22 protein-coding genes and 1 tRNA gene are annotated in these 23,273 nt (G+C 63.8%); 9 read left to right on the top strand and 14 right to left on the bottom strand.

Annotated features, from left to right (window positions below; translation table 11 throughout):
* Positions 1-7 precede the first annotated feature (7 nt).
* Genes G1E_RS07680 through G1E_RS07700 form a run of 5 tightly spaced genes read right to left on the bottom strand, consistent with a single transcriptional unit; the run spans position 8 to position 2,974 of the window.
* Positions 8-784, bottom strand: coding sequence for a molecular chaperone (locus tag G1E_RS07680; protein ID WP_009685918.1), 777 nt, complete (start codon positions 782-784; stop codon positions 8-10).
* Between the two features lie 39 nt (positions 785-823).
* Positions 824-1,327, bottom strand: coding sequence for a spore coat U domain-containing protein (locus G1E_RS07685; protein ID WP_009685919.1), 504 nt, complete (start codon positions 1,325-1,327; stop codon positions 824-826).
* Positions 1,328-1,330: 3 nt separating this feature from the next.
* On the bottom strand, positions 1,331-1,861 hold the full coding sequence (locus G1E_RS07690) for a spore coat U domain-containing protein (RefSeq protein WP_009685920.1): 531 nt from the start codon (positions 1,859-1,861) through the stop codon (positions 1,331-1,333).
* Positions 1,862-1,879: 18 nt separating this feature from the next.
* A complete protein-coding gene (locus G1E_RS07695; RefSeq protein WP_047149736.1) occupies positions 1,880-2,416 on the bottom strand; it encodes a spore coat U domain-containing protein in 537 nt (178 codons plus the stop codon).
* Positions 2,417-2,446: 30 nt separating this feature from the next.
* Complete coding sequence (locus G1E_RS07700; RefSeq protein WP_009685923.1) at positions 2,447-2,974, bottom strand: spore coat U domain-containing protein; 528 nt, start codon at positions 2,972-2,974, stop codon at positions 2,447-2,449.
* 267 nt (positions 2,975-3,241) lie between these two features.
* Here G1E_RS07700 and G1E_RS07705 point away from each other — a divergent pair, with 267 nt between their 5' ends.
* Genes G1E_RS07705 through G1E_RS07715 form a run of 3 tightly spaced genes read left to right on the top strand, consistent with a single transcriptional unit; the run spans position 3,242 to position 8,381 of the window.
* Positions 3,242-5,500 (top strand): ATP-binding protein, encoded by a 2,259-nt coding sequence (locus G1E_RS07705; protein ID WP_009685924.1) that lies wholly within the window; start codon positions 3,242-3,244, stop codon positions 5,498-5,500.
* Positions 5,501-5,506: 6 nt separating this feature from the next.
* Positions 5,507-5,968, top strand: a complete 462-nt coding sequence (locus tag G1E_RS07710) for a response regulator (protein ID WP_009685925.1) — start codon at positions 5,507-5,509, stop codon at positions 5,966-5,968.
* A 13-nt stretch (positions 5,969-5,981) separates the two neighbouring features.
* Complete coding sequence (locus tag G1E_RS07715) at positions 5,982-8,381, top strand: response regulator (RefSeq protein WP_047149737.1); 2,400 nt, start codon at positions 5,982-5,984, stop codon at positions 8,379-8,381.
* Positions 8,382-8,522: 141 nt separating this feature from the next.
* Here the strand turns inward: G1E_RS07715 and G1E_RS07720 are convergent.
* Positions 8,523-8,597 (bottom strand) — tRNA-Gln (locus G1E_RS07720).
* A gap of 257 nt (positions 8,598-8,854) precedes the next feature.
* Here G1E_RS07720 and G1E_RS07725 point away from each other — a divergent pair.
* Both G1E_RS07725 and zapE read left to right on the top strand, forming a co-directional pair.
* Positions 8,855-9,097, top strand: a complete 243-nt coding sequence (locus G1E_RS07725) for a DUF465 domain-containing protein (RefSeq protein ID WP_009685928.1) — start codon at positions 8,855-8,857, stop codon at positions 9,095-9,097.
* 131 nt (positions 9,098-9,228) lie between these two features.
* Entirely contained in the window at positions 9,229-10,305 is a 1,077-nt protein-coding gene (zapE, locus tag G1E_RS07730; RefSeq protein ID WP_009685929.1) for a cell division protein ZapE, read from the top strand.
* On the opposite strand, the gene G1E_RS07735 is transcribed toward zapE, so the two are convergent.
* A complete protein-coding gene (locus tag G1E_RS07735; RefSeq protein ID WP_047149738.1) occupies positions 10,302-12,191 on the bottom strand; it encodes a propionyl-CoA synthetase in 1,890 nt (629 codons plus the stop codon). The two genes, zapE and G1E_RS07735, sit on opposite strands and share 4 nt — an antisense overlap.
* Before the next feature lie 178 nt (positions 12,192-12,369).
* Here G1E_RS07735 and G1E_RS07740 point away from each other — a divergent pair, with 178 nt between their 5' ends.
* On the top strand, positions 12,370-13,236 hold the full coding sequence (locus tag G1E_RS07740) for a LysR family transcriptional regulator (RefSeq protein WP_009685932.1): 867 nt from the start codon (positions 12,370-12,372) through the stop codon (positions 13,234-13,236).
* Here G1E_RS07740 and G1E_RS07745 read toward each other — a convergent pair.
* From G1E_RS07745 to G1E_RS07765, 5 genes are all read right to left on the bottom strand, one after another.
* Complete coding sequence (locus G1E_RS07745; protein WP_047149739.1) at positions 13,210-14,367, bottom strand: HPP family protein; 1,158 nt, start codon at positions 14,365-14,367, stop codon at positions 13,210-13,212. The genes G1E_RS07740 and G1E_RS07745 overlap by 27 nt on opposite strands.
* A gap of 252 nt (positions 14,368-14,619) precedes the next feature.
* The gene (locus G1E_RS07750; RefSeq protein ID WP_009685935.1) at positions 14,620-15,936 is read right to left on the bottom strand and encodes a sensor histidine kinase; all 1,317 of its coding nucleotides are present in this window, start codon (positions 15,934-15,936) and stop codon (positions 14,620-14,622) included.
* Positions 15,933-16,601: a response regulator transcription factor gene (locus G1E_RS07755; protein ID WP_009685936.1), complete on the bottom strand. Its 669-nt coding sequence runs from the start codon at positions 16,599-16,601 to the stop codon at positions 15,933-15,935. The genes G1E_RS07750 and G1E_RS07755 overlap by 4 nt, the downstream gene beginning before the upstream one ends.
* Positions 16,602-16,916, bottom strand: coding sequence for a PepSY domain-containing protein (locus G1E_RS07760; protein ID WP_009685937.1), 315 nt, complete (start codon positions 16,914-16,916; stop codon positions 16,602-16,604). It abuts the gene before it with no gap.
* On the bottom strand, positions 16,916-17,224 hold the full coding sequence (locus G1E_RS07765) for a PepSY domain-containing protein (RefSeq protein WP_009685938.1): 309 nt from the start codon (positions 17,222-17,224) through the stop codon (positions 16,916-16,918). Before G1E_RS07765 ends, G1E_RS07760 begins: the two co-directional genes overlap by 1 nt.
* 201 nt (positions 17,225-17,425) lie before the next feature.
* On the opposite strand from G1E_RS07765, the gene G1E_RS07770 reads away from it, so the two are divergent.
* On the top strand, positions 17,426-18,505 hold the full coding sequence (locus G1E_RS07770; RefSeq protein WP_009685939.1) for a patatin-like phospholipase family protein: 1,080 nt from the start codon (positions 17,426-17,428) through the stop codon (positions 18,503-18,505).
* 53 nt (positions 18,506-18,558) lie between these two features.
* Positions 18,559-18,915 carry a 6-carboxytetrahydropterin synthase QueD gene (queD, locus tag G1E_RS07775; protein WP_009685940.1) on the top strand — a complete coding sequence of 119 codons (357 nt, stop codon included), beginning with the start codon at positions 18,559-18,561 and terminating at the stop codon, positions 18,913-18,915.
* Between the two features lie 13 nt (positions 18,916-18,928).
* Here queD and G1E_RS07780 read toward each other — a convergent pair whose 3' ends face one another.
* Both G1E_RS07780 and G1E_RS07785 read right to left on the bottom strand, forming a co-directional pair.
* Complete coding sequence (locus tag G1E_RS07780) at positions 18,929-19,525, bottom strand: hypothetical protein (RefSeq protein WP_009685941.1); 597 nt, start codon at positions 19,523-19,525, stop codon at positions 18,929-18,931.
* A 128-nt stretch (positions 19,526-19,653) separates the two neighbouring features.
* Entirely contained in the window at positions 19,654-20,121 is a 468-nt protein-coding gene (locus tag G1E_RS07785) for a DUF1289 domain-containing protein (protein WP_009685942.1), read from the bottom strand.
* 406 nt (positions 20,122-20,527) lie between these two features.
* On the opposite strand from G1E_RS07785, the gene acnB reads away from it, so the two are divergent.
* The gene (gene acnB / locus G1E_RS07790; protein WP_047149740.1) at positions 20,528-23,137 is read left to right on the top strand and encodes a bifunctional aconitate hydratase 2/2-methylisocitrate dehydratase; all 2,610 of its coding nucleotides are present in this window, start codon (positions 20,528-20,530) and stop codon (positions 23,135-23,137) included.
* The last annotated feature ends 136 nt before the right edge of the window (positions 23,138-23,273 follow it).

A 23,273-nucleotide genomic window follows, 5' to 3' on the forward strand; every position in this document is an offset into this window, starting at 1 on the left:
TGCTGGTTCACTGCCCCTGGGGTAGGGTGCCGGCCGTGGCCTGGCCGTTGACCCGGCCTTGCAGCACACTGCCTGTATTGAGCGCCACGGGTGCCGGCCAACGCATACTCGCGCCCGGCAGCACATAGCCCAGCAAACCTTCGGCCAGCGCCTTGCGCTGGCCGCCCTGCTGCAGCACCACGTCGGTCAGCCGTGCATGCACCGGGCCGGTATTGCGCAGTTCCACATAAGGCTTGCCCTGCACCGTGACAGGCCGCCAGCTCAACTGGGGCTTGCCCACGCTGGCGCCGGTGCGCCCGCCCTCGGGGTCCGCCTTGCCCCACAGCCCTTCGCCGTAGACGAACAGCGGTACGGAATAGCGCATCTGCAGCCGAATGGCGGCCGTGGTGCCGGGGCCGGCCTTGTCGAGCGGGATGGCCGGCGGAATTTCGTCGATGATGATGCGATAGGCCTTTTCCTGGCCGGCAGGTGAAGGGCCTGTGCGGGTCAGGCGGATCAATTGCTTCTGCCCAGGAGGAATATTGGCCACCGGGGGGCTGCCGATGATCTCGCGCTGGGCCTGGAACTGCTCCTGGTAACGCCCTTGGTGCCAGGCAAACACCCGCACCTGCAAGTTGGCAGCCTCGGTACCGCGGTTCTCCAGCCACAGTGCGCCGGCCTTCTGGTCGGCCTCCAGCACCGGGTCGATCGGCCAGATCAACACCGAGGTGGCTGCACCAGCCGGCAGGCTTGCCAACCACCACAACCCGATCAGCCCTTGCGCCCACTTCGCGCCTACTGCCATCAAGCTCTCCTTAGCACTGGTCATTGGCGCCGCTGGCGTTCACCAGGTCACCATCACTTGCACAACATCGGTATAAGTCCCTGCCGGCAGCTTGCCGGTCAGCTGAACCCGCCCATACACCGGCAGCTTGATCGCCGTGGCGTCGCTGTAGCTCACGGTGGCGCTCTGCCCTATGCCCAACGGCTGGCTGTAGGCGGCATCCCGGTACAACTGGTAGGCCAGGACCTGGCTGCCGCTGGTGTTCTTCAGATAGCGCGTGCCGCTGGTACTGTTCTGGCCACCGCCCAGGCTCATGCTCACCGCCACACCCGGGGTGCACTGGAAGGTCACCGTGGTGCCGCCCAGCGAGGTACTGAGCACGCTGGTGGACAACGCCGACTGGGTGCCATAGTTCAGCACCCCATACTGGCTGACACCGCCCACCACCAGGCAACCGGCAGCGACCTGCGCCGCGACCGTGAAGGTGCTGGTAGTGGCCGCATCCAGTGGCGCCGCCAGTAGCGCACCAAGGCCAGCCAGGCCCACCGTCAGCCAATGGCGCATGGCTCAGAACGACAACTCGACGGCTACCGTGTCGGTGTACACCCCAGCTGGCAACCCGGCCTTGCCACGCGCCTGGCCGTACAGGTTGACGGTTTGCGCCACACCGGTACTGGTTGGCAGGGTGATGGTGCCATCGATGGCCAACACGGTGGTGCGCCCGGAGTCGGTATAGAAGTCGTAGGGCACGAAATTCCCCGCGCCATCAGCCAGTGCACGGGTGCCGCCGGTCGATTGACCATCATGCGACCCTGCACGCACGCGAATCGCCGGCACCGTGCCCGCTGAGCACAGAATGCTCAGCGCGCCACCGCTACCCAGCACCTGTGCGTTGGCCGTGGTGAACAAGGCATCCTGGGTGCCGAAATCCAGCGAGCCGAAGTTCAACCCCGAGGTGCCTGAACTGCCATTCACCTGGCAGGCCGCCGTCAAGGTCAGCGTCGAGTTGATGGTCCCGGTCACCGTGGCGGCCTGGGCCTGCGTGGCCAGGGCCAAACCCAGGCCGGCGAGGATGCAGCATGAAAGGTTCGTTCGCATCGGAGTCTCCTTGCGTGGTTACCAGTCCAGGGTCACCCGGAGGGTGTCGCGGTACAGCCCGGCTGGCAGCGCACGCGGTTGCGCCACCACCACGCCGTAGATGGGGATCGGTATCTGTTGCGTGCTGCTGATGACGAAGGCCCGTGCCTGGCCGATGCCGTAACGGCTGTTACCGCCCGGGTCCACTGCCAGCTGATAGGGAATCAGCTGGCTGCCGTTGCTGAGGCGACGAATGCCGTCGTCGCCATGCATGCCACCATTGATGCGCACGTTGAATGCACGCACTTCGGGGGTGCAACTGATTTGCAGGCTGCCCTCGCCGCCCGCTTCATCCACCCGGCTACGCAGCGGCTGGTCCCAGTTCGGGCCCCGCTCGCCGAAGTCCAGCAAGCCCGGGTTGGCCAGGGTCGCCGGTTGCGCTTTGTTGCTGCTGATCTGGCAGGCGGCGCTGATCACCAGCCGCGCCTGAATGAAGCCAGTGGCGCTGCCATGCGCTGCACCGCCTGGTACCAGTAAAGGCCCCAGGGTCAACAGCAGGATCGAGGTGCGGTTCATGGCTGCGCGTCCTTGTGCATGGCAGCATCCTCACCAAGTGACCGTGACTTTCAACAGGTCGGCGTACAGGCCGGCTTTCGGCACCCAGGCCAGCGTGTCGATTCGCGCATACAGCGGCAATTCGGCCGAGCCGCTATCGGGCACCCGGGCCGCCTGCGCAACGTTCACTGGCAGTGGCTCGCGCCAGGCCGCGTCGCGATAGAGCCGATAAGGAATAGGCCGGCCCGGGGCGTCGTCGCTGGCCAGGAAACGCACGTCGCCAGTGCCGCCGTGCTGGCCGCCGTCGACCTGTACTTGATAAGGCGTGTCGGGGTTGCACTCTAGGCGCGGCGGGCGCTGGCTCAGCAACACCCCGGCCAGCGGTGCCGCCGGGCCATCCAGCCGCGGCGCAGCACCCAGGTCGATTCGCCCAGCAGCCTGCGCGCCCGCGTCGCGGGCCTGGGTAACCAGCATGCAGCCGCGCTGCACCAGCACCCGCACCTCCACCAGGAATTCTGCCGCTGCCCCAGCGTTGCTCAGTAACAGGCCAAACAACCCGGCCAGTAAGCGCTCCTTCACCTTGTTGTCCTTATCGCTCTATGCTCAGTTGAGCCTAGCAGCGAGGCACGGCGCCAAAAGCTGCAACCGACCGTTTTTTGGTATTAGCAACAAAGCGATAGCGTTCGATGAAAAAAAACCTGCAAGGGGCAGAACCCATCGTGACTCACAGACCTCAAATGGCCAGAAGCCGGCGAATGGGCCGATATTCTGATAAGGTGTACCTCCATCATCCTGCCTCAAACTCGTGCGGCAAGCATGGACCGACAAGACAGGAGCTTTCAATTGATGACTGCAGATAGCACGCTCGCCCAAGCCGTGGAGCGTTGCGCTCAGGAACCGATCCAGGTGCCCGGCAGCGTCCAGCCCCACGGTTTCCTGGTGGTCGTCGACGAAGCCGACTTGCGGGTACTCCAGGCCAGTGAAAACGTCGAACAGTGGCTGGGCAAGCCGGCCAGGGAGCTTATCGGTTGCCATTTCGCCGAGCTGGTCAGTGGCGGGTTCGACTTGCGCATGCACCTTTCGCGGTTACCCGAAGACGAAGTATTCCCCTTTCACATTGGTGATGTGCACCTGTGCGAAGGGGCACCGCACACCGCCGCCTTGCACCTGCTGGCCCACCGTCACGATCAGGTGCTGATCGCCGAATTCGAACCACCGCGGCTGCCGTCCGACCTCATCGGGCAAGGCGATTACTACCCGCTGGTGCGCAACTTCGTCAGCACCCTGCACCTGGCCGGCAGCCTTGAAGAGCTGCTGCAGCAAACGGTGGCTCAACTCAAGCGCATCACCGGTTTTGGCCGGGTCAAGGCTTACCGCTTCGATGCAGAAGGCAATGGCCAGGTTCTGGCAGAGGTCGCCTACCCGGGCTACCCCAGCTACCTGGGGTTGTGCTTTCCGGCCTCGGACATCCCGCGCCAGGCGCGCGAACTCTACCGGGTCAACCGTATCCGCGTGATCGAGGACGCCAACTACCAGCCTTCGCCGCTGCTGCCGGCAGCCAACCCGCGTACCGGCAAGGCGCTGGACATGAGCTTTGCGACACTGCGCAGCGTTTCACCGGTGCACCTGCAGTACATGCGCAACATGGGCACCCTGGCGTCGATGTCATTGTCGATCGTGGCCGATGGCAAGTTGTGGGGGCTGATCTCTTGCCACCATCAGCAGCCCAGGCCTGTAGACCTGCGTACGCGCACCGCCTGCGAGCTGCTGGCCAGCGTGCTGTCGTTGCAGGTCGAGTCCCGCGAGTCGCACGCCAGCACCAGCAAGGTACTGGAGTTGCGCCAGCACATTGTCCGCATGATTTCGTCCATGGCCGACCATGACAGCGTCAGCGATGGCCTGCGCGACGTGCCCGACGTCCTGTTGACCTTTGCCGACGCCCAGGGCGCCGCGGTGATCTCGGCAGAGCGCTGCGACCTGTTCGGCCAGACGCCACCCACCGCCCAGGTCACGGCGCTGGTGCACTGGCTGAGCCAGCGTGGCGACGAACATGTATTTTGCACCGACAACGTGCGCCGCGACATCGACGAGTTGCCCGAGCTGGCAGACCATGCCGGTGGCGTGCTGGCCGTTGCGATTTCGCAGATCCATTCGCACTACCTACTGTGGTTCCGCCCCGAACAGGTACGCACGGTGAATTGGGCAGGCCAGCCGACCAAGCAGGTGGGGCCACAGGGCAACCTCGACCCGCGGCACAGTTTCGAGCGCTGGCAGGAGCGACTGCATGGCTACTGCGCACCTTGGGAGCCACTGGTGGTCGAGGGCGTGCAGGATCTGCGCACGGCGGTGCTGGGCATTGTGCTGCGCAAGGCCGAGGAGTTGGCACAGCTGGCCGGTGAACTGCGCCGCTCGAACAAGGAACTCGAGGCGTTTTCGTACAGCGTTTCCCACGATCTGCGCGCGCCGCTGCGGCACATTGCCGGCTATACCGAGCTGCTCGGCGAAATCGAGGGCGCAGGGTTGAGCGAGCGTGGCCAGCGCTTCCTGCAGCACATCGGTGAAGCCGCCAATTTCGCCGGCAGCCTGGTGGACAACTTGCTCAACTTCTCGCAAATGGGCCGCTCTGCCCTGCGCATGTCCGATGTCGACCTGAACGCCCTGGTCGAGGCTATCCGCAGCGAACTGGCGCCCGATTACCAAGGCCGCGAGATCATCTGGGACATTGCGCCACTGCCGAAGGTGATCGGGGACCCGGCATTCATCAACCTGGCATTGCACAACCTGATCGCCAATGCCATCAAGTACACCCGCGGTCGTGAGCCCGCGCGCATTTCGATCAGCGCCGAGCAACACCCGGAAGAAACCGAAATCTGTATCCGCGATAACGGCGTGGGCTTCGACATGGCCTACGCCAACAAGCTTTTCGGGGTATTCCAGCGCCTGCACCGCATGGAAGAGTTCGAAGGCACAGGGATTGGCCTGGCAAGCGTGCGCCGTATCATCGAGCGCCATGATGGCCGTGTCTGGGCCGAGGGCCAGATCGACCATGGCGCCAGTTTCCACTTTTCTCTACCGCGCCAACCCGCGACTACCCGAGGCACCTGAACAATCATGCTCAAACCCATCCTGCTGGTCGAAGACAATCCACGAGACCTGGAGCTGACGCTTTTGGCTCTGGAGCGTAGCCAGTTGGCCAACGAGGTCATCGTCCTGCGCGACGGTGCCGAGGCGCTGGACTACCTGTTGCGCCGCAACGCCTATGCCGATCGTGATGACGGCAACCCTGCTGTAATGCTGCTGGACCTGAAGCTACCCAAAGTCGACGGCCTGGAGGTGCTCAAGGAAGTGCGCGCCACTGCCGAGCTACGTAGCATCCCCACGGTCATGCTGACCTCGTCCCGCGAAGAGCCCGACCTGCTGCGCGCCTACGAGCTAGGGGTCAACGCGTATGTGGTCAAACCCGTGGAATTCAAGGAATTCGTCGCCGCCATTTCCGACCTGGGAATCTTCTGGGCCGTACTGAATGAACCACCACCTGGCTCGCTGCGGCTGAACCGTCGCGGTAGCAATTGAGGCCGCCGCAACGATGCCGCAAACGCCGTTGAAACTACTGATGGTCGAAGACAGCTCGATGGACGCCGAGCTGACCTTGATGCGCCTGGAGCGCAGCGGGCTGCATGTGCAATCGCATCTGGTATTCGACCATACGGGGGTCGAGCATGCCCTGAAGCAGGACCACTACGACCTGATCCTTTGCGACTGCGTGCTGCCGGGCTCGTCCGGCACCGAGGTGCTGGCCATCGCCCAGCGCCTGGCTGCCGACACCCCGTTCATATTTCTATCCGGGATCTACGGCGAAGAGCACGCCGTGGAAATGATCCGCCTGGGTGCTACCGACTATGTGCTGAAGAAGAACCTGCAGCTACTGCCCAAGGCGGTACGCCGGGCAATGACCGAAGTGCAGGAGCGCCAGCGCCGGCGCCGCGCCGAGGAGGCGCTGGTCGATGTCGAGGCGCGGGCGCGCATCGCCATCGACGCCGCGGGCATGGGCACCTGGGACCTGCGCCCGCAAGATGGCCTGTTGATATGCGACGAGCGCTGCAAGACCCTGTTCGGTCTGCCCGCCAGCGCCGACATGACCATGCAGGTATTCTACGACGGCATCTACCCAGACGACCTGGCGCTGGTTCGCGATGCCGTCGAATACGCCATGCTGCCCGAAAGTGGTGGCCAGTACCGGGTGGAATTTCGCACTGCCCAACCCAGTGGCCAGGAGCCGCGCTGGTTGCTCAGCAGTGGCCAGAGCCAGTTCGTGAACGGTCAGTGCGTGCGCTTTTCCGGCGTGCTGCAAGACATCAACACCCAGCGCTTGGCCACCCAGGCACTGCGCCAGCTCAACGAAATGCTGGGCGAGCGGGTCGAGCGCCGCACCCGTGAACGCGACCGCGCCTGGGAGCTGTCACAGGATCTGCTGGCAGTGCTGAACAAGGACCTGACCCCGGTGGCGCTGAACCCCGCCTGGGAAGCCAGCCTGGGCTTTTCCCGCGAGCGCCTGAGCCAGTCGTCGCTGTTGCACCTGTTGCCCGACAGCGATCAGGAACTGCTGTTGACCGAACTGGCCGCGCTCGCGCACGGCCGTACCAGCGTGCGTTTCGTTGGCCGCATCCTTCACGCCAGTGGCCAGCAACGCTGGCTGTCGTGGGTCGTGGTGCCCGAAGACACCCTGCTTTACGTGGTCGCCCGGGACATCACCAGCGAGCGCGAAACCGCGTTGGGCCTGGCCGAAGCCAATGCTCGCCTGCGCGAGCAGATCGATGAGCGCGAGCGCATCGAGGCCGCCTTGCAGCAGATGCAGCGCCTGGAAGCGGTCGGCCAGCTGACTGCCGGCGTGGCGCACGACTTCAACAACCTGCTGACCGTGATCCTCACCGGTGCCAGTTTCCTTGAGCGCGACCTGACCCGGGGCGACCTGGACAAAGCCCGGTCGCGCCTCAAGCATGTTCGCGAAGCGGGTGAGCGCGGTGCCAAGTTGACCTCGCAATTGCTCGCCTTCTCCCGTCGCCAGCGCCTGGAACCGGTACCGCTGAACCTCAACCGCACCCTGGCGGGCCTTGAGGAACTGTTACGCCGCACCTTGGGCGGCAACATCTCGGTGCGCCTGGACCTGGACCCAAGCTTGTGGCAGGCGCTGACCGATCCGACCCAGACTGAAATGATCATCCTCAACCTGGCCATCAATGCCCGCGATGCCATGCCCGATGGCGGCCAGTTGATCCTGGCGACCCACAACACCTGCATCGACACCGCCCCACAGCGCCCGGAAGACCCAGAGCGGGGCGAATACGTGATGCTGAGCATTCGCGACACCGGGTGCGGCATGAGCGAAGAGGTGGTGGCCAAGGTGTTCGAGCCGTTCTTTACCACCAAGGATATCGGCAAGGGTTCAGGGCTTGGGCTGGCCCAGGTCTTTGGTTTCGCCAAACAGTCCGGTGGTGGTGTGCGCATCGACACCAAGCCAGGGCGTGGTACCGAGGTGGCGGTATACCTGCCAGCAGTGAAAGACCGCGCGGTCAGTGAACCGGCAGCTGCCGTGCTCAGCCTTTCGATCAACGATAGCGGCCGTAACCGGACCGTACTGCTGGTGGACGATGACCACCTGGTACGTGACATGCTCGGCGATGTACTGCGCCAGTACGGCTACCAGGTGCGCCAGGCGCACAGCGGCGAACAGGCACTGGCGTTGCTGGATGACGAGATCGACTTGCTGCTGACCGATTTCGCCATGCCGGAATTCAACGGTGGGCAACTGGCATTGGCGGCCCGCGAGCGGCGCCCGCACCTGCCGGTGGTGTTTCTTACTGGCTATGCGGAGTTGCAAGGGTTGGAATTGCCGGGCAGCCTGGTGATGCAGAAACCGGTGCAAGCCGATGAACTGGCGCGGGTGCTCAACGAGATGCTGGGCGGCCTGGCAGTGCGCCAGGGCTGACCAATGGCTGGGCCGCTTTGCGGCCCTGGGCCAACGCAACGCTGCGGCCACAGTGGGTGTGGCATTTCGCACGCGCAGAAACGACAAAACCCGACGCTCATCAGAATAAGCACCGGACAAGTTACGTTTGGAACTGGGAAATGGCAGGGGCGGCTGGATTCGAACCAACGCATGGCAGGATCAAAACCTGCTGCCTTACCGCTTGGCGACGCCCCTGTATCGGATGCAGCGTGAGCTGCTCTGACAATTCCAAGTGAGTGACAACTGCGTGTTGTCTTGGAATGCGCGGCACTTTAACAACAAAGTTTCGGTCTGTGAACCCCCTGATGAAAAAAAATTGCCAAAAAACAGCGGCTTAGTCATTTCTGCCGCCGCCGCCTACCATCCGTCGTTTTCTTCTCGCTTCGCTTCAACACATTCGCGTTCCTCCCTTCAAATCAGATAACCCATCTGCATTGACCAAGGAGGAACCCATGCCTGTCTCTCACGACCTTTACCAGGACCTGCACTACCCACGCGAGATCGTTCAACAACGTCGCCAGGCCGACAAGGCACTGGATCGCTTGCTGGATGAGTACGTCGATATCGACAACCAGGTACTGGCCGCCGAGGCCATCTCGGCAGGCAATTTCGTCGACGAGGACCTGCGCCACCTGAAAGAGCGCCGCCTGGCGGTGAAGTACATGATCGAGCGCCAGCTGGAACGCAAGGCATAGCCCAGCGGGCAGCCGTGGCGGCGACACCTATCGCGAGAAGTGATGATTGCCGCGCAATTTCTCTATTGGTCAAAATCGCCGCCCTCGGGCAAGCTGCACACTGCCCCGTCAATGCCCAAGGAGCTGTGCTTTTGCCTGCCTGGATCCCTACCCCGCTGCGCCAACTTGGCCAACGCCTGCGCGGCGCTGCCGCGCATCAGAGCGAACTGCTCGCCTGGTTCGAAGACAAGGCGCACAGCCGTGGTTATCAGCTCAGCGATGGCCAGCGCCGGGTGATCCACTGCATGGCCAGGCAATTGGCACAATTGGAGCAAGGCCAGCCGCGTAGCCTGTACCTGTACGGCTCGGTCGGCCGGGGCAAAAGCTGGCTGCTCGACGGCTTCTATCAGGCCGTACCGGTCGAAGCCAAGAAGCGCCTGCACTTTCATGATTTTTTTGCCCGCCTGCACCAAGGCATGCATCGCCACCGGGCGCTGGACGACGCACTGGGCGCGACCCTGGACGAGCTGATAGGCGATTGCCGGGTGCTGTGTTTCGATGAATTCCATGTACATGACATTGGCGATGCCATGCTGCTCACCCGGCTGTTCAATGCCTTGTTCAGCCGCGGGGTGTTTTTGCTGGTGACGTCCAACTACGCGCCTGAGGGGCTGCTGCCCAACCCCCTGTACCATGAGCGTTTCCTGCCGGTGATCCGCCTGATCAACAGCTCGATGGAGGTCCTGGAAGTCGGTGGCGATACCGACTTTCGCAGCCTGCCGGCCAACCGCGAGCAGCAGCGGTTCACCCAGGGGCATTATGTATGGCCCGGCACTGCGGCACAGCGCCAGGCGTTGCAGGTACCCGCGCCACGGCCAGTGCAGCTGAACGTGAACAAGCGCCCACTGCGGGCCCTGGCGGTGGATGGCCGGCGCGTGGTGCTCGGCTTCGACGACCTGTGCGAAAAAGCCACGGCGGTGATCGACTACCTGGTGCTGGCCGAGCAGTTCGACGAATGGGTCATCGATGGGCTGGATGACCTGGCGGACTGCTCACTGGCGGCGCAACAACGTTTCGTCAACCTGGTGGATGTGCTGTACGACCAGGACAGACAGGTGACGGTGATCGGCAAACGACCACTGGAAGAAAGCCTGGGTGGGCCGCTTGCCGACCTGATGCGCACCCGCAGCCGCCTGGGGCAGCTGCAGGTGGTCGGGCCGCAGGGCTAAACCGCCCTGGGCAAGTCAGCCAGCAGCGCCTCGATCTCTCCCAGCACTGCCGGGTCGTCCAAGGTCGAAGGCGGGACGTAGTCCTGCCCATCTGCAATCTTGCGCAACACCGCCCGCAGGATCTTCCCGGACCGGGTCTTGGGCAGGCGCTTCACCAGTCGCACTCGGTTGAAGCACGCCAACGGGCCTATTTCCTCGCGCACGCAGCGCACCAGGTCGACCAGCAACTGCGCCTCGGTAATGCCCTCGCCGTCCTTGAGCACCACCAGCGCCAACGGCACCTGGCCCTTTATTTCGTCATGCACGCCAATCACCGCGCACTCGGCCACTGCCGGGTGGCGCGCCACCAGGTCTTCCATTTCCCCCGTGGAAAGCCGATGCCCGGATACGTTGATCACATCATCGGTGCGCCCCATGATGTAAACGAAGCCATCATCGTCCAGGTAGCCGCCATCGCCCGTGTGGTAGTAGCCAGGGTAGCTGTGCAGATAGGCCTGCAGGTAACGTGCGTGGTCGCCCCACAGCGTCTGGCTGCAACCGGGCGGCAATGGCAGGGCGATCACGATCGAGCCCTGCTGGTGGGGGCCCAGCAGGCGCCCTTCGTCGTCCAGCACACGCACGTGATAGCCGGGCACGGCGCGGTTGCTCGAACCCGGCCGTGCCGCGCTGCCCTCCAGCCCCACGCAGGGCGCAGTGACTGGCCAGCCGGTCTCGGTCTGCCACCAATGATCGTGCACAGGCTTGCCACTCACCTGCTCCAGCCATTGATGGGTGCTCGAGTCGAGCTTTTCACCCGCCAGGAACACATGGCGCAGCGAGCTGAGGTCATGGTTGCGCACCCGCTCGCCCTGCGGGTCCTCCTTGCGAATGGCACGCATGGCCGTGGGCGCACAGAACAGCGCATTGACCCGATACTGCTCGACCACCCGCCAGTAGGCAGCGGCGTCTGGCGTGCGAATCGGCTTGCCCTCGTAGAATATCGTGGTGCAGCCGCTCATCAACGGCCCGTAGACGATCAGCGAGTGCCCCACCACCCAGCCCACATCGGAAATGCCCCACCACACATCACCGGCTTGCATGCCGTAGATATGGCGCATGGCGTAACACAGTGCCACTGCGTTGCCGCCGTTTTCGCGGACGATGCCCTTGGGTTTGCCTGTGGTGCCCGAGGTGTACATGATGTACAGCGGGTCACCGGCATCCAGCGCTACCGGCTCAACCGGCTTGGCAGTCTGCACCGCCACCTGCCAATCCAGGTCGCGCCCTGGCAGCAGATCGGCCTTCACCTGCGGCCGCTGCAGCACCAGCACTGAGCGCGGCTGGTGCCTGGCCAGTTGCAGCGCACGGTCGACCAGTGGCTTGTAGGGGATCACCTTGTCAAACTCCAGCCCGCAGGAAGCCGTCAGCAGCAGCGCCGGCCGCGCGTCATCGATGCGCAGGGCCAGCTCGTTGGCGGCGAAGCCACCGAACACCACCGAGTGCACCGCACCAATCCGCGCACAGGCCAGCATGGCCATGGCCGCCTGCGGCACCATGGGCATGTAGATGATCACGCCGTCGCCTTTGTTAACGCCCAGCTCGCGCAGCAAGCCGGCCAGGCGCGCCACCTCGTCGCGTAACTGCAGGTAGGTGTAGGTTTGCTGCACGCCAGTCACCGGCGAATCGTAGATCAGCGCCAATTGCTCGCCGCGGCCCTGCTCGATCTGGTGATCGAGGGCCAGGTAGCAGCTATTGAGCCGGCCATCGGCGAACCAGTGGTGGGTGCCATCGGCGTTCTCTTGCAAGACCTGGGCAGGTTTTTGATACCAGGCCAGGTGAGCGGCCTGTTCCGCCCAGAAAGCGGCAGGGTCGGAGATGGACTGGGCGTAGCTGTGCTGGTAGCTCATATCGAAAGGAACCCGATTTTGTTGTTATTGAAGGGCGAACCTGAAGTATGGCCTGCACCGCCCGCCTCGCCAGGCGACTAAAGTCACAACCGACCTGCAAATTTGCATAACGCGCCAATGCGCCCTATTTCGGTGCAAAACCCCTAGAATAGGCCCCCCTCAAGCCACCGAGCAGCCCATGGATATCGAACAGGCCCGTACCTTTCTGGAGATCGTGCGTTGCGGCAGCCTGGTCGCTGCCGCCGAGCGCCTGTTCGTTTCGCAAACGGCGATCACCGCCCGGGTGCAGCGCCTTGAACAGCAGCTGGGTTGCCAGTTGTTCGTGCGCAGCCGCAGTGGCGCCAGCTTGACCTGCGATGGCGAAGCTTTCGTCAGTTATGCCAACCAGTTGGTGCAGACCTGGGAGGCGGCGCGCCGTGACCTGCCGCTGCCCGAGGGCTGCCAGCAGGTGCTGCATGTAGGCGGTGAAGTGAGCCTGGGCAACCCGATGATGCTCGATTGGGTCAGCGCCCTGCATCGCGAACTGCCCAGCCACGCGATCCGCAGCGAGGTCAGCGACGGCGAGGCGCTGCTGCGCAAGGTCGAGATGGGCCTGCTGGACGCTGCGCTGGTCTACCAGCCAACCTATGGCCCGGGTTTGCAGGTCGAGCAGTTGATGGAAGAAAAGCTGATCCGCGTGCGCCGGGTCGATCGGCCCGAGCCGTATATCTACATCGACTGGGGCCAGGCCTTCCGCCGCCAGCATGACGCCGCCTTGCCCGACTGCGCGCGCCCGGCGCTGAGCTTCAACCTCGGACCACTGGCGCTGCAGTTCATTCTCGACCAAGGCGGTAGCGGCTACTTCCGCACACGGGTGGTTCAAGCCTACCTCGACAGCGGGGTTTTCGAGCGAGTCCCGCACGCGCCTGAATTCACCTACCCAACCTATCTGGTCTACCCGCGCAAACGCGACAGCGAAGCCCTGCAGCAGGCGTTCAGCGTGCTGCGCCGGCTGGTGGCCGCCGGCGCAAGCGACTGGTCACAACGCTGGGACCCTGTTCTCTGAAACCTGTTGGGCCTTGCTGAGCAACTGTCGCTTGAGGCCGGCAATCAGGTCGGTCTGGGTGATCACCCCCACCAGGCGCCCATCGTCGAGCACCGGCAGGCAATGCAGGCCTTGTTCGCACAGCAGCGGCAGCAGGCGCTCCAGCGGGTGCTGGCTGCTGACGCTGACCACTGGCTGCATCATCACCTGGGCCAGGCGCACGGGCGGGCGGCCGAACAGTCCGCGCCAGGTGAAGCGGCCACGTTGCATGGCCGGGCCAACCAGATCGCTGAGGCTGACAATGCCCACCAGTTTGCCGTGCTGCAGCACCGGCAGTGTTTTCAGATGATGGCTGGCCAGCATGGCCCAGGCCTGCTCCAACGTCGTGTCGGGGCTGGCGAATTGCACATCGCGAGACATCACTGACGCCGCGGTGATGCCGCCCAGGCTGCGCTGCAAGGCATGCTGCTCGGTGGCCAGGATAATGCGCTCCAGTTCGTCCCGGGTGACGTCCACGAACTCGCCCAGCTCTTCGAGGGCATGATCCAGGTCTTCGCTGCGCACGCCAACGCGCTCGGTAGGCAGCGGGTCATGGGTATGGTGCAGGTCCTTGCGGATTACCGCGCCTTTGGGGTAGCGCACACCCGTCAGGCGGTTGCAGAGCACTGCCACCGTTACCAGGATCAGTGCATTGAGCAACACCGGTTGCAACAGGTGGTCGCCCAGGGCGGTCAGGCCCGGGTCGGCCAGTACCGCACTCACGGCCACCCCGCCACCCGGCGGGTGCAGGCAGCGCAGCAGGCACATGACCAGGATCGAGATCCCCAGCGCCACGGCGGCGACCCACAACTCGGGGCCGAAGCCCTGGCGCATGGCCAGGCCAACAGCGCCTGCCAGGGCGTAACTGCCCAGCACTGGCCAAGGCTGAGCCAACGGGCCGGAGTGCACCGCGAACACCAGCACCGCCGACGCGGCCAACGGGCCGAGCAAGTGCAGAGCAATGCCCGGGCCGTAGGCCATGCTGGTCAGCCAGCCGGCGAGGAACAAGCCAAGCAGTGCGCCAATACCGGCACGCAACCATTCTTTGGGGGGGATATTCAGGGCGGGCGGCAATAGCCGCAGCAGACGACTTTCGGAACGCGAGGCAGGCATTTGAACTATCGGGGTCGTGTTTTTTTCGGTTTGAAAAGAAAGCCCAGGGCAGCTGCCTGGGCCTGGTATTGCGCAGGCAATATCACAAGGGGCTCCGTCCGTGGAGAGATGGAAACCACGCGGTTTCGTGAAGGCATTGTGCCGAGCGCGGCGCGAATGGGCCAATTCAAAAAAATGCGCCTGTACTGCAATTTTTTTGCAGTGCCTATCGGCAAAGCAGGCCGCCGCAGCCGCAGGCGCGCCTCGGGACCACTAGGCCTTGCGCGGCAGGTTCAGGCTCACCCGCAGCCCGCCCAACGGGCTTTGCTGCAACGCCAGCTGCCCTCCCCAGGCCTCCACGATGTCACGCACGATGCCCAAGCCCAGGCCGTGCCCGTCCACCTGCTCGTCCAGCCGCGACCCGCGCCCCAGCACCTGCTGGCGCTGCCCCTCGGGGATGCCTGGCCCATCATCATCGACCCACAGCCGATACCCTTCGGCATCCGCCTCGGCCCCCAGGCGCACTTCGCTGTCAGCCCATTTGCAGGCGTTGTCCAGCAGGTTGCCCAGCAGCTCCAGAACGTCTTCACGGTCCCATGGCAGTGACAGCCCAGGCGGCACATCACTGGCCAGCAGCAAACCTTCGCCATGGATCATGCCCAGGGTTTCGAGCAGGCCGGGCAACTCGGCATCGCAATCGAACTGCGCGCCTGGCAGGGCGTCGCCGGCCAGGCGCGCCCGGTTCAACTCACGGGCCAGGCGTTGCTGGATCTGCTCCAGTTGCTCACGCATCTGCGCGCTGACTTGCGGCAAATCCTTGAGGCGCTCGCTCGACGCCAGGCTGAGCAGCACCGCCAGCGGTGTTTTCAGCGCATGGCCAAGGTTGCCCAGGGCATTGCGTGAACGGCGCAGGCTGTCTTCGGTGTGGCTGAGCAAATGGTTGATCTGCCCCACCAACGGGGCCAGCTCGCTGGGGACTTCGGCATCCAGTTGCGAACGCTGCCCCTGCTGCAGCTGGGCGATCTGCTGGCGTGCCCGCTCCAGCGGCCGCAACGAGCGGGTGACGGTGATGCGCTGCAGCACCAGCACCAGGATCAACGCCACCAGGCCCATGCCCAGGCCGATCTGTTGCAGGCGCCGGAACCCCTGGCGTACCGGGGAATAGTCCTGGGCCACGCTGATGGAAATATCCTGCCCCAGGCGCCGGTAGTCGGCACGCAGTGCCAACAGGTGCTGCCCTTCCGGCCGCAGCTCATGGCTGTCGGAAAGCCCTGGGGCCGCCGGTTTGGGCATATCCAGGTCCCACAACGAGCGAGAACGCCAGGTGCCCTGGTCGAAGTCGATGCGGAAGTAGTAGCCGGAAAACGGCCGCTGATAAGCCGCCGAGATACGCCGCTCGTCCAGCTGCAGGCCGGACGGCCCCCGCACCAGGGCCACCAGCAGGTTCTCGCTTTCCTTGCGCAGGCCGTTTTCCAGGTAGCGTTGCAGGCCGGCTTCGAACAACCACAGGGTCAGTTGTGCCAGCACCACGCCCACCACCACCAGCACAGCGACCAGGCCCAGGCTCAAGCGCGCCTGGATCGACTTCACTCGGCGCTCCCGGCGTAGATGTAACCTTGCCCACGGCGGGTTTCGATCACGCTGCGCCCCAGCTTGCGGCGCAAGTGATTGACGTGCACCTCCAATACATTGGAGTCACGCTCTGTTTCACCGTCGTACAGGTGTTCGGCCAAGTGGCTTTTGGACAGGATCTGCTGCGGGTGCAGCATGAAGTAGCGCAGCAAGCGAAACTCGGCAGCGGTCAGCTGGATATCTACACCGTCGCGGCTCACGCATTGGCGGCCTTCATCCAGGTGCAAGCCGGCCGCTTCCAGCCTGGGCTGGTTGGCCAGGCCGCGGGCACGGCGCAACAGCGCCTGTATGCGCAACTGCAACTCCTCGGGGTGAAACGGCTTGCTCAGGTAGTCATCGGCCCCTGCCTTCAACCCTTCGATACGCTCGGCCCAGGAGCCGCGCGCGGTCAGGATCAGCACCGGCGTGGCCAACGCAGCGGCACGCCACTGGGCGAGTACCTCCAGGCCCGGCATGCCCGGCAAGCCGAGGTCGAGGATGATCAGGTCATAAGGCTCGCTCTGGCCCTGGTACACCGCGTCACGGCCATCGGCCAGCCAGTCCACGGCATAGCCCTGGCGTTGCAAGCCGGCAATCAGCTCATCGGCCAGCGGTACGTTGTCCTCGACAAGCAACAGGCGCATTCAGTCGTCTTCCTCATCTTTGAGCAGGGCGCCGGTGCTGGCGTCAAGCTTGATTTCGCGAACCACGCCAGCAGGTGTCAGCAGCTCGACCTCATATTCGTAGCGATCATCGTCCTCTTCCAGTTCGGCTTCCAGCAAACGCGCCCCGGGGTAACGCCCCAGGGCGGTTTCCAGCAACTGTTCGAGTGGCAGGATGACGCCCTTTTGCCGCAGCTTAAGGGCTTCATCCTGATCGAGGTCGCGGGCGGCTGCCAGCGAGCACACGGCCAGCAGCGCCAGCGCCAGGTAGCGCGCTGGCCGTGGTAAGCGACGCATCAGTTGTCTCGCTCGTCCTTCACCACTTCACCGGTCTTGGCGTCCAGTGCCACGTCCCATTCCACGTTCTGGGTATCGCGCAGCTCGACTTTGTAGATGTAACGGCCGTACTCGTCTTCCAGCTCGGAATCGGTAACGGTGGCGCCGGGGTGCTTGGCGACGGCAGTGGCCTTGAGTTCATCCAGCGACTTGATGGTCTTGGCGTTTACCAGTTTGACCACTTCGTCGGGCTGCACATCCTTGGCGAAAGCGGCATTGGCGCCCAGGGCAAGGGCGGCGGCGGTGAACAGGGCAGTCAAGGTTTTCATCGTGCTTCTCTCCTGAGAGCTGTACAAGTTGTCTACGGGGTTAAGATTACCCGGCGGTCCTTAATTCAACCTGAAAGCAACGGGCGGCATGATAGCGCAGCCTGCGGGGCCGTGTGATGTTCCACCGAGCCGTTGCATCAGCACGCAGTATTCGCTTCACCGAACCTTATAATCACCGGCTCGATACCCAGGAGATCCGTCATGAGCGCCATCCACATCAAATACCCTGCGCTCACGTTCAAGGCGGGCCAACGTGCCCTGCAGCACATCCGCGAGCGCGGGCTACAGGCGGCCGATGTAGGTGTGCTGCCAGGCGCAGCGGGCGGGCCGAAGCCACTCGGCATCCAAGGCCTGGACCTGGCCCTGTTCGGTGAGTGGCTACCGTCGGCACCCCGCCAACGCGCACTGATCGGCGCCTCGATCGGCGCCTGGCGCTTCGCCAGTGCCTGCATGCAAGACCCGGTGGCCGGCATCCGCCGGCTTGGCGAACTGTATACCGAGCAAGACTTCGCCAAAGGGGTTACACCGGCAGAAATCAGCCGCAGTTGCGCAACAATGCTCGATGACCTGCTGCAGGGCCGCGACGCCCAGTTGCTGGCCAACCCGCACTATCGCCTGAACATCCTGGTGGTGAAAAGCCATGGTCAGCTCGCCCACGACCAGCGTGCCCGCCTGGGCCTCGGCCTGGGCTCGGTGGTCGCCAGCAATCTATTGGGCCGGGCACGCCTGGCGCGCCACTTCGAGCGCATCATCCTGCATGACGGGCGTAGCGCGCCGCCGCTCGATGCCTTGACCGACTTCCCTTCGCGCTGCCTGCCGCTGGACCTGGCCAACCTGCGCCAGGCCCTGCTCGCCTCGGGCTCGATCCCGATGGTCATGCAGGGAGTGAAGGATATTCCTGGGGCGGGCGCCGGTACTTACCGCGACGGCGGCTTGCTCGATTACCACCTCGACCTGCCTTACCACGGCGACGACCTGGTGCTGTACCCGCACTTCACCGACAAGGTCATACCCGGCTGGTTCGACAAGGCGCTGCCCTGGCGCAAGGGCGATGCCAGGCGGCTGCAGAACGTGTTGCTGATGACGCCCTCGCCGCACTATCTGGCCGCCCTGCCCTTCGGCAAGTTGCCAGACCGCAACGACTTCAAGCGTTTCATGGGCGATGCCGCGGGGCGCAAACGCTATTGGTACAAGGCCATTGCCGAAAGCCAGCGGCTGGGCGACGAATTGCTGGAACTGGTCGCCACCGGGCGGCTGCATGAACGCCTGCAAGCCTTGTAGCGGTCATGCTGTTAAACTGCGCGCATTATTGATTCACTCAGAGTTCTGACAGCGTGGAAATCTTCAAGGAATTTACATTCGAATCGGCCCACCGGCTGCCCCACGTGCCTGCCGGGCACAAATGCGGCCGCCTGCACGGCCACTCGTTCAAGGTCGGCCTGCACCTGACCGGCCCGCTGGACCCGCACACCGGCTGGATCCGTGACTTCGCCGAGGTGAAGGCCATTTTCAAGCCGATCTACGAGCAGCTCGACCACAATTACCTGAACGACATTCCCGGCCTGGAAAACCCCACCAGCGAGGTAATCGCCAAGTGGATCTGGGATCAGGTCAAGCCGCTGCTGCCGGAGCTGTCCAAAGTCCGCATCCACGAGACCTGCACCAGCGGGTGCGAATACTACGGCGACTGAAACACCGCCAAGGTCAGGCGGCCCCTATGCTCAGCACCTGCAGGTGCAGGTAGCCTGCTTCACCTTGCACCTCGCTGAGGTAGGGAAAGCCATCCTCGACCAGCCGCCTGACCGTCTTGCCATGCAGGCTGACCAGGCTCACGTCGCTGACCGCATCGCCTTCGGCAAGCTGCTCTGGCGCCAGGCCATCGAGGCGCCAGAGCATGGTACCGGCGGCCAGGGCGTCATGGCCAACGGCCTGCGCGGCCGAGTACAGGGCCAGATAGCCGTTGCGGCTGACATCCAGGCGGTGACCGCGCCGCCGCCAGTGCGGATGGCTGTCTTCGTCCCCCACGGCGCGGATCTCGAAGTCGTACTCACCATCGGTCTCGTAGCAGCCGAACCAGAACAGCGTGCGAAATTTGCGCCGTGAGATCACATACGCCGGTGCCACCGTGTCGGTGTAATGGTCTTCGCCGGCGTGCAGCCAGCCACCACTGGTAAAGGGCGAATCGCCATTACCTGTGTCACCGATGGGCACGCCTTGAACCTGCCCTTGCGTACTCAGGCGTGGCTGCCAGTACAGCCTGGCAATGAAGCTTTTCTGAGGTTGGAATTGGTAGTGGGACATGCCGTCGAGCCCTCTTCACTGGCGGAAAAGGAAGACAGTAGTGAGTGCTGTTGCCCGCTTGCAGCCGGAACCCGCTCCCAGGCCATGCAAACAAGGCGTGAACGCGGCGAAGGCGCTGATGCCAGCGCTTAGCCCAGCGAGCTGTCGAGAAACGCAGGAGCGATGTAACGCTGGTAGTGCGCTTCGGACAAAAGGAAGAATTCGCGGTCGATGGCATCGCGCAACTGCGGCAGTTCCCAATCGCGGAATTCCGGCAGCAGTACCATGCCGTAGGCTTCCAGATCACGGATCATCCGCGCACCGCGGGCGATCAGCTGGTACGCCCAGCAATATTCCGACTGCTGGTCGACGAAGCGGATGGAGCGCTGCTCCAGTTGCTGGCGCAACAGGCTTTTGTCGAACACCTCGAGCTTGGCCATCATGACCTGCACCAGCAACTGCTCAAGGCGCAGCCACACGGCGCGCTTTTGCGCGTCATCGTAGCCGTTCCAGTGGATCACTTCGTGGTGGAAGCGCTTGCAGCCGCGGCAAACCGTGTCCCCATACACCGTGGAGCACAGGCCGACGCAAGGGGTCTTGATGGAGTTGTTGGACATGAAAAACAACAGCATGGCGGTGGAACACGCGCCCATGTTAGCCCTTTGTCTAATCAGGGTCACTCGTTAAAGTGATGTTCTGCGCCTTACCTTCGGGCTTTTTTTGCCGTAGAATCATCCGGCCTTTTCACAGGCAACAATGTCCGTAGGAAGCTGTTTTCAAAGCGTCACGAGCACAGTTGATCCGGTAGAACGGCGTTGGCCCGGGCCATGCATCCCTCGCATGCCCGCGCCAGCCCTCATCAGCACCCCGTTCTGCAGGCGTAAAACTTTGAAAGCAGCTTCCGTAAGGATTCTTTGCGACCCTGGCCGGGCGGCTCAAAAAGCCGTGGCGGCGCATGGGTGCATTGAATGCTGGATGAGCGTCCCGGACCCCCTTTAGGGACCACTGATGAGGGAAATAACTGTGCTTGAAGCCTACCGCAAACACATCGAAGAGCGCGCCGCCCTGGGCATCGTGCCCCAGCCGCTGAACGCCGAACAAACCGCAGGCCTGGTCGAGCTGCTGAAAAACCCGCCGGCCGGCGAAGAAGCCTTCCTCGTAGAACTGATCACCCACCGTGTACCGCCAGGGGTCGACGAAGCTGCCTATGTCAAGGCTGCTTTCCTCTCTGCCGTCGCCAAGGGCGAAACCCAATCGCCACTGATCGACCGCAAGCACGCCACCGAACTGCTGGGCACCATGCAGGGCGGCTACAACATCGAAACGCTGGTCGCGCTGCTGGACGACGCCGAACTGGGCGCCGTCGCGGCCGAACAGCTCAAGCACACCTTGCTGATGTTCGATGCCTTCCACGATGTGGCCGAAAAAGCCAAGGCTGGCAACGCCAATGCCAAGGCCGTGCTGGAATCCTGGGCTGCCGGCGAGTGGTTCACCTCGCGCCCGGCCATCGCCGACAAGTACACCCTGAGCGTGTTCAAGGTGCCTGGCGAGACCAACACCGACGACCTGTCCCCTGCACCCGATGCCTGGTCGCGCCCTGACATCCCGCTGCACGCCCTGGCCATGCTGAAAATGGCCCGTGACGGCATCGAGCCGCAGCAGCCGGGCTCGGTAGGCCCACTGGCCCAGATCGAAGCGGTCAAGGCCCAAGGCTACCCGGTTGCCTATGTCGGTGACGTGGTCGGTACCGGTTCCTCGCGTAAATCCGCCACCAACTCGGTGCTGTGGTTCTTCGGCGACGACATCCCGTACGTGCCGAACAAGCGCGCCGGTGGTTTCTGCTTCGGCACCAAGATCGCCCCGATCTTCTACAACACCATGGAAGACGCCGGCGCCCTGCCGATCGAGTTCGACTGCACCAACCTGGCCATGGGCGACGTCATCGACGTCTACCCGTTCAAAGGTGAAGTGCGCCGCCATGGCAGCGACGAGCTGGTCACCACCTTCGCCCTGAAAACCGAAGTGCTGCTGGATGAAGTGCGCGCTGGCGGCCGTATCCCGCTGATCGTCGGCCGTGGCCTAACCGAAAAAGCCCGTGCCGAACTGGGCCAAGGCCCATCCGGGCTGTTCAAGAAGCCGGAGCAGCCAGCCGACAGCGGCAAGGGCTTCACCCTGGCGCAGAAAATGGTCGGCCGTGCGTGTGGCCTGCCTGAAGGCCAGGGCGTGCGCCCAGGTGCCTACTGCGAACCGAAGATGACCACCGTCGGCTCCCAGGACACCACCGGCCCGATGACCCGTGACGAGCTGAAAGACCTGGCTTGCCTGGGCTTCTCCGCTGACCTGGTGATGCAGTCGTTCTGCCACACCGCGGCTTATCCGAAGCCGATCGACGTCACCACCCACCACACCCTGCCAGACTTCATCCGCACCCGTGGCGGCGTGTCGCTGCGCCCAGGCGACGGCATCATCCACAGCTGGCTGAACCGCATGCTGATGCCCGACACCGTGGGTACTGGCGGCGACTCGCACACCCGCTTCCCGATCGGCATCTCGTTCCCGGCCGGTTCCGGCCTGGTTGCGTTCGCTGCGGCCACCGGCGTCATGCCGCTGGACATGCCAGAGTCGATCCTGGTGCGCTTCAAGGGCAAGCTGCAGCCTGGCATCACCCTGCGTGACCTGGTCCATGCCATCCCTTACTACGCCATCAAGCAAGGCCTGCTGACCGTCGAGAAAAAAGGCAAGAAAAACGCCTTCTCCGGCCGCATCCTGGAAATCGAAGGCCTGGACGAACTGACTGTCGAACAAGCCTTCGAGCTGTCCGACGCTTCGGCCGAGCGCTCTGCTGCCGGCTGCACCATCAAGCTGCCAGAAAAGGCCATCGCCGAGTACCTGAAGTCCAACATCACCCTGCTGCGCTGGATGATCGGCGAAGGTTACGGCGACGCCCGTACCCTCGAGCGCCGCGCCCAGGCCATGGAAGCCTGGCTGGCCAAGCCTGAGCTGCTGTCGGCCGACGCCGATGCCGAGTACGCCGAAATCATCGAGATCGACCTGGCCGACGTCAAAGAGCCTGTGCTCTGCGCGCCGAACGACCCAGACGACGCGCGCCTGCTGTCCTCGGTTCAGGGCGAGAAAATCGACGAAGTGTTCATCGGTTCGTGCATGACCAACATCGGCCACTTCCGCGCTGCCGGCAAGCTGCTGGAGAAGGTCAAGGGCGGTATTCCGACCCGTCTGTGGCTGGCCCCGCCAACCAAGATGGACGCACACCAGCTGACCGAAGAAGGCTACTACGGCATCTACGGCAAGGCCGGTGCACGCATGGAAATGCCAGGCTGCTCGCTGTGCATGGGTAACCAGGCACGTGTGCAGACCGGTTCGACCGTGGTCTCCACCTCGACCCGTAACTTCCCGAACCGCCTGGGCGACGCCACCAACGTGTACCTGGCGTCGGCCGAGCTGGCTGCCGTGGCTTCGATCATCGGCAAGCTGCCGACCGTCGAAGAGTACATGCAGTACGCCAAAGACATCGACAGCATGGCTGCCGACGTCTACCGCTACCTGAGCTTCGACCAGATCGCCGAGTTCCGCGAAGCGGCTGCCAACGCCAAGATCCCGGTGGTACAGGCGTAAGCTGAGCGGCAAGTTGTAAGCTGCAAGCCACAAGAAGAAGCCCTGGCAGAAATGCCGGGGCTTTTTTGTTCCTCGCCGGCCCTATCGCTGGCAAGCCAGCTCCCACAGGGATCGCCTTAGGGCTGACAGGTGTTTG

Source organism: Pseudomonas sp. TJI-51, assembly GCF_000190455.2.
Taxonomy (GTDB): Bacteria; Pseudomonadota; Gammaproteobacteria; order Pseudomonadales; family Pseudomonadaceae; genus Aquipseudomonas; species Aquipseudomonas juntendi.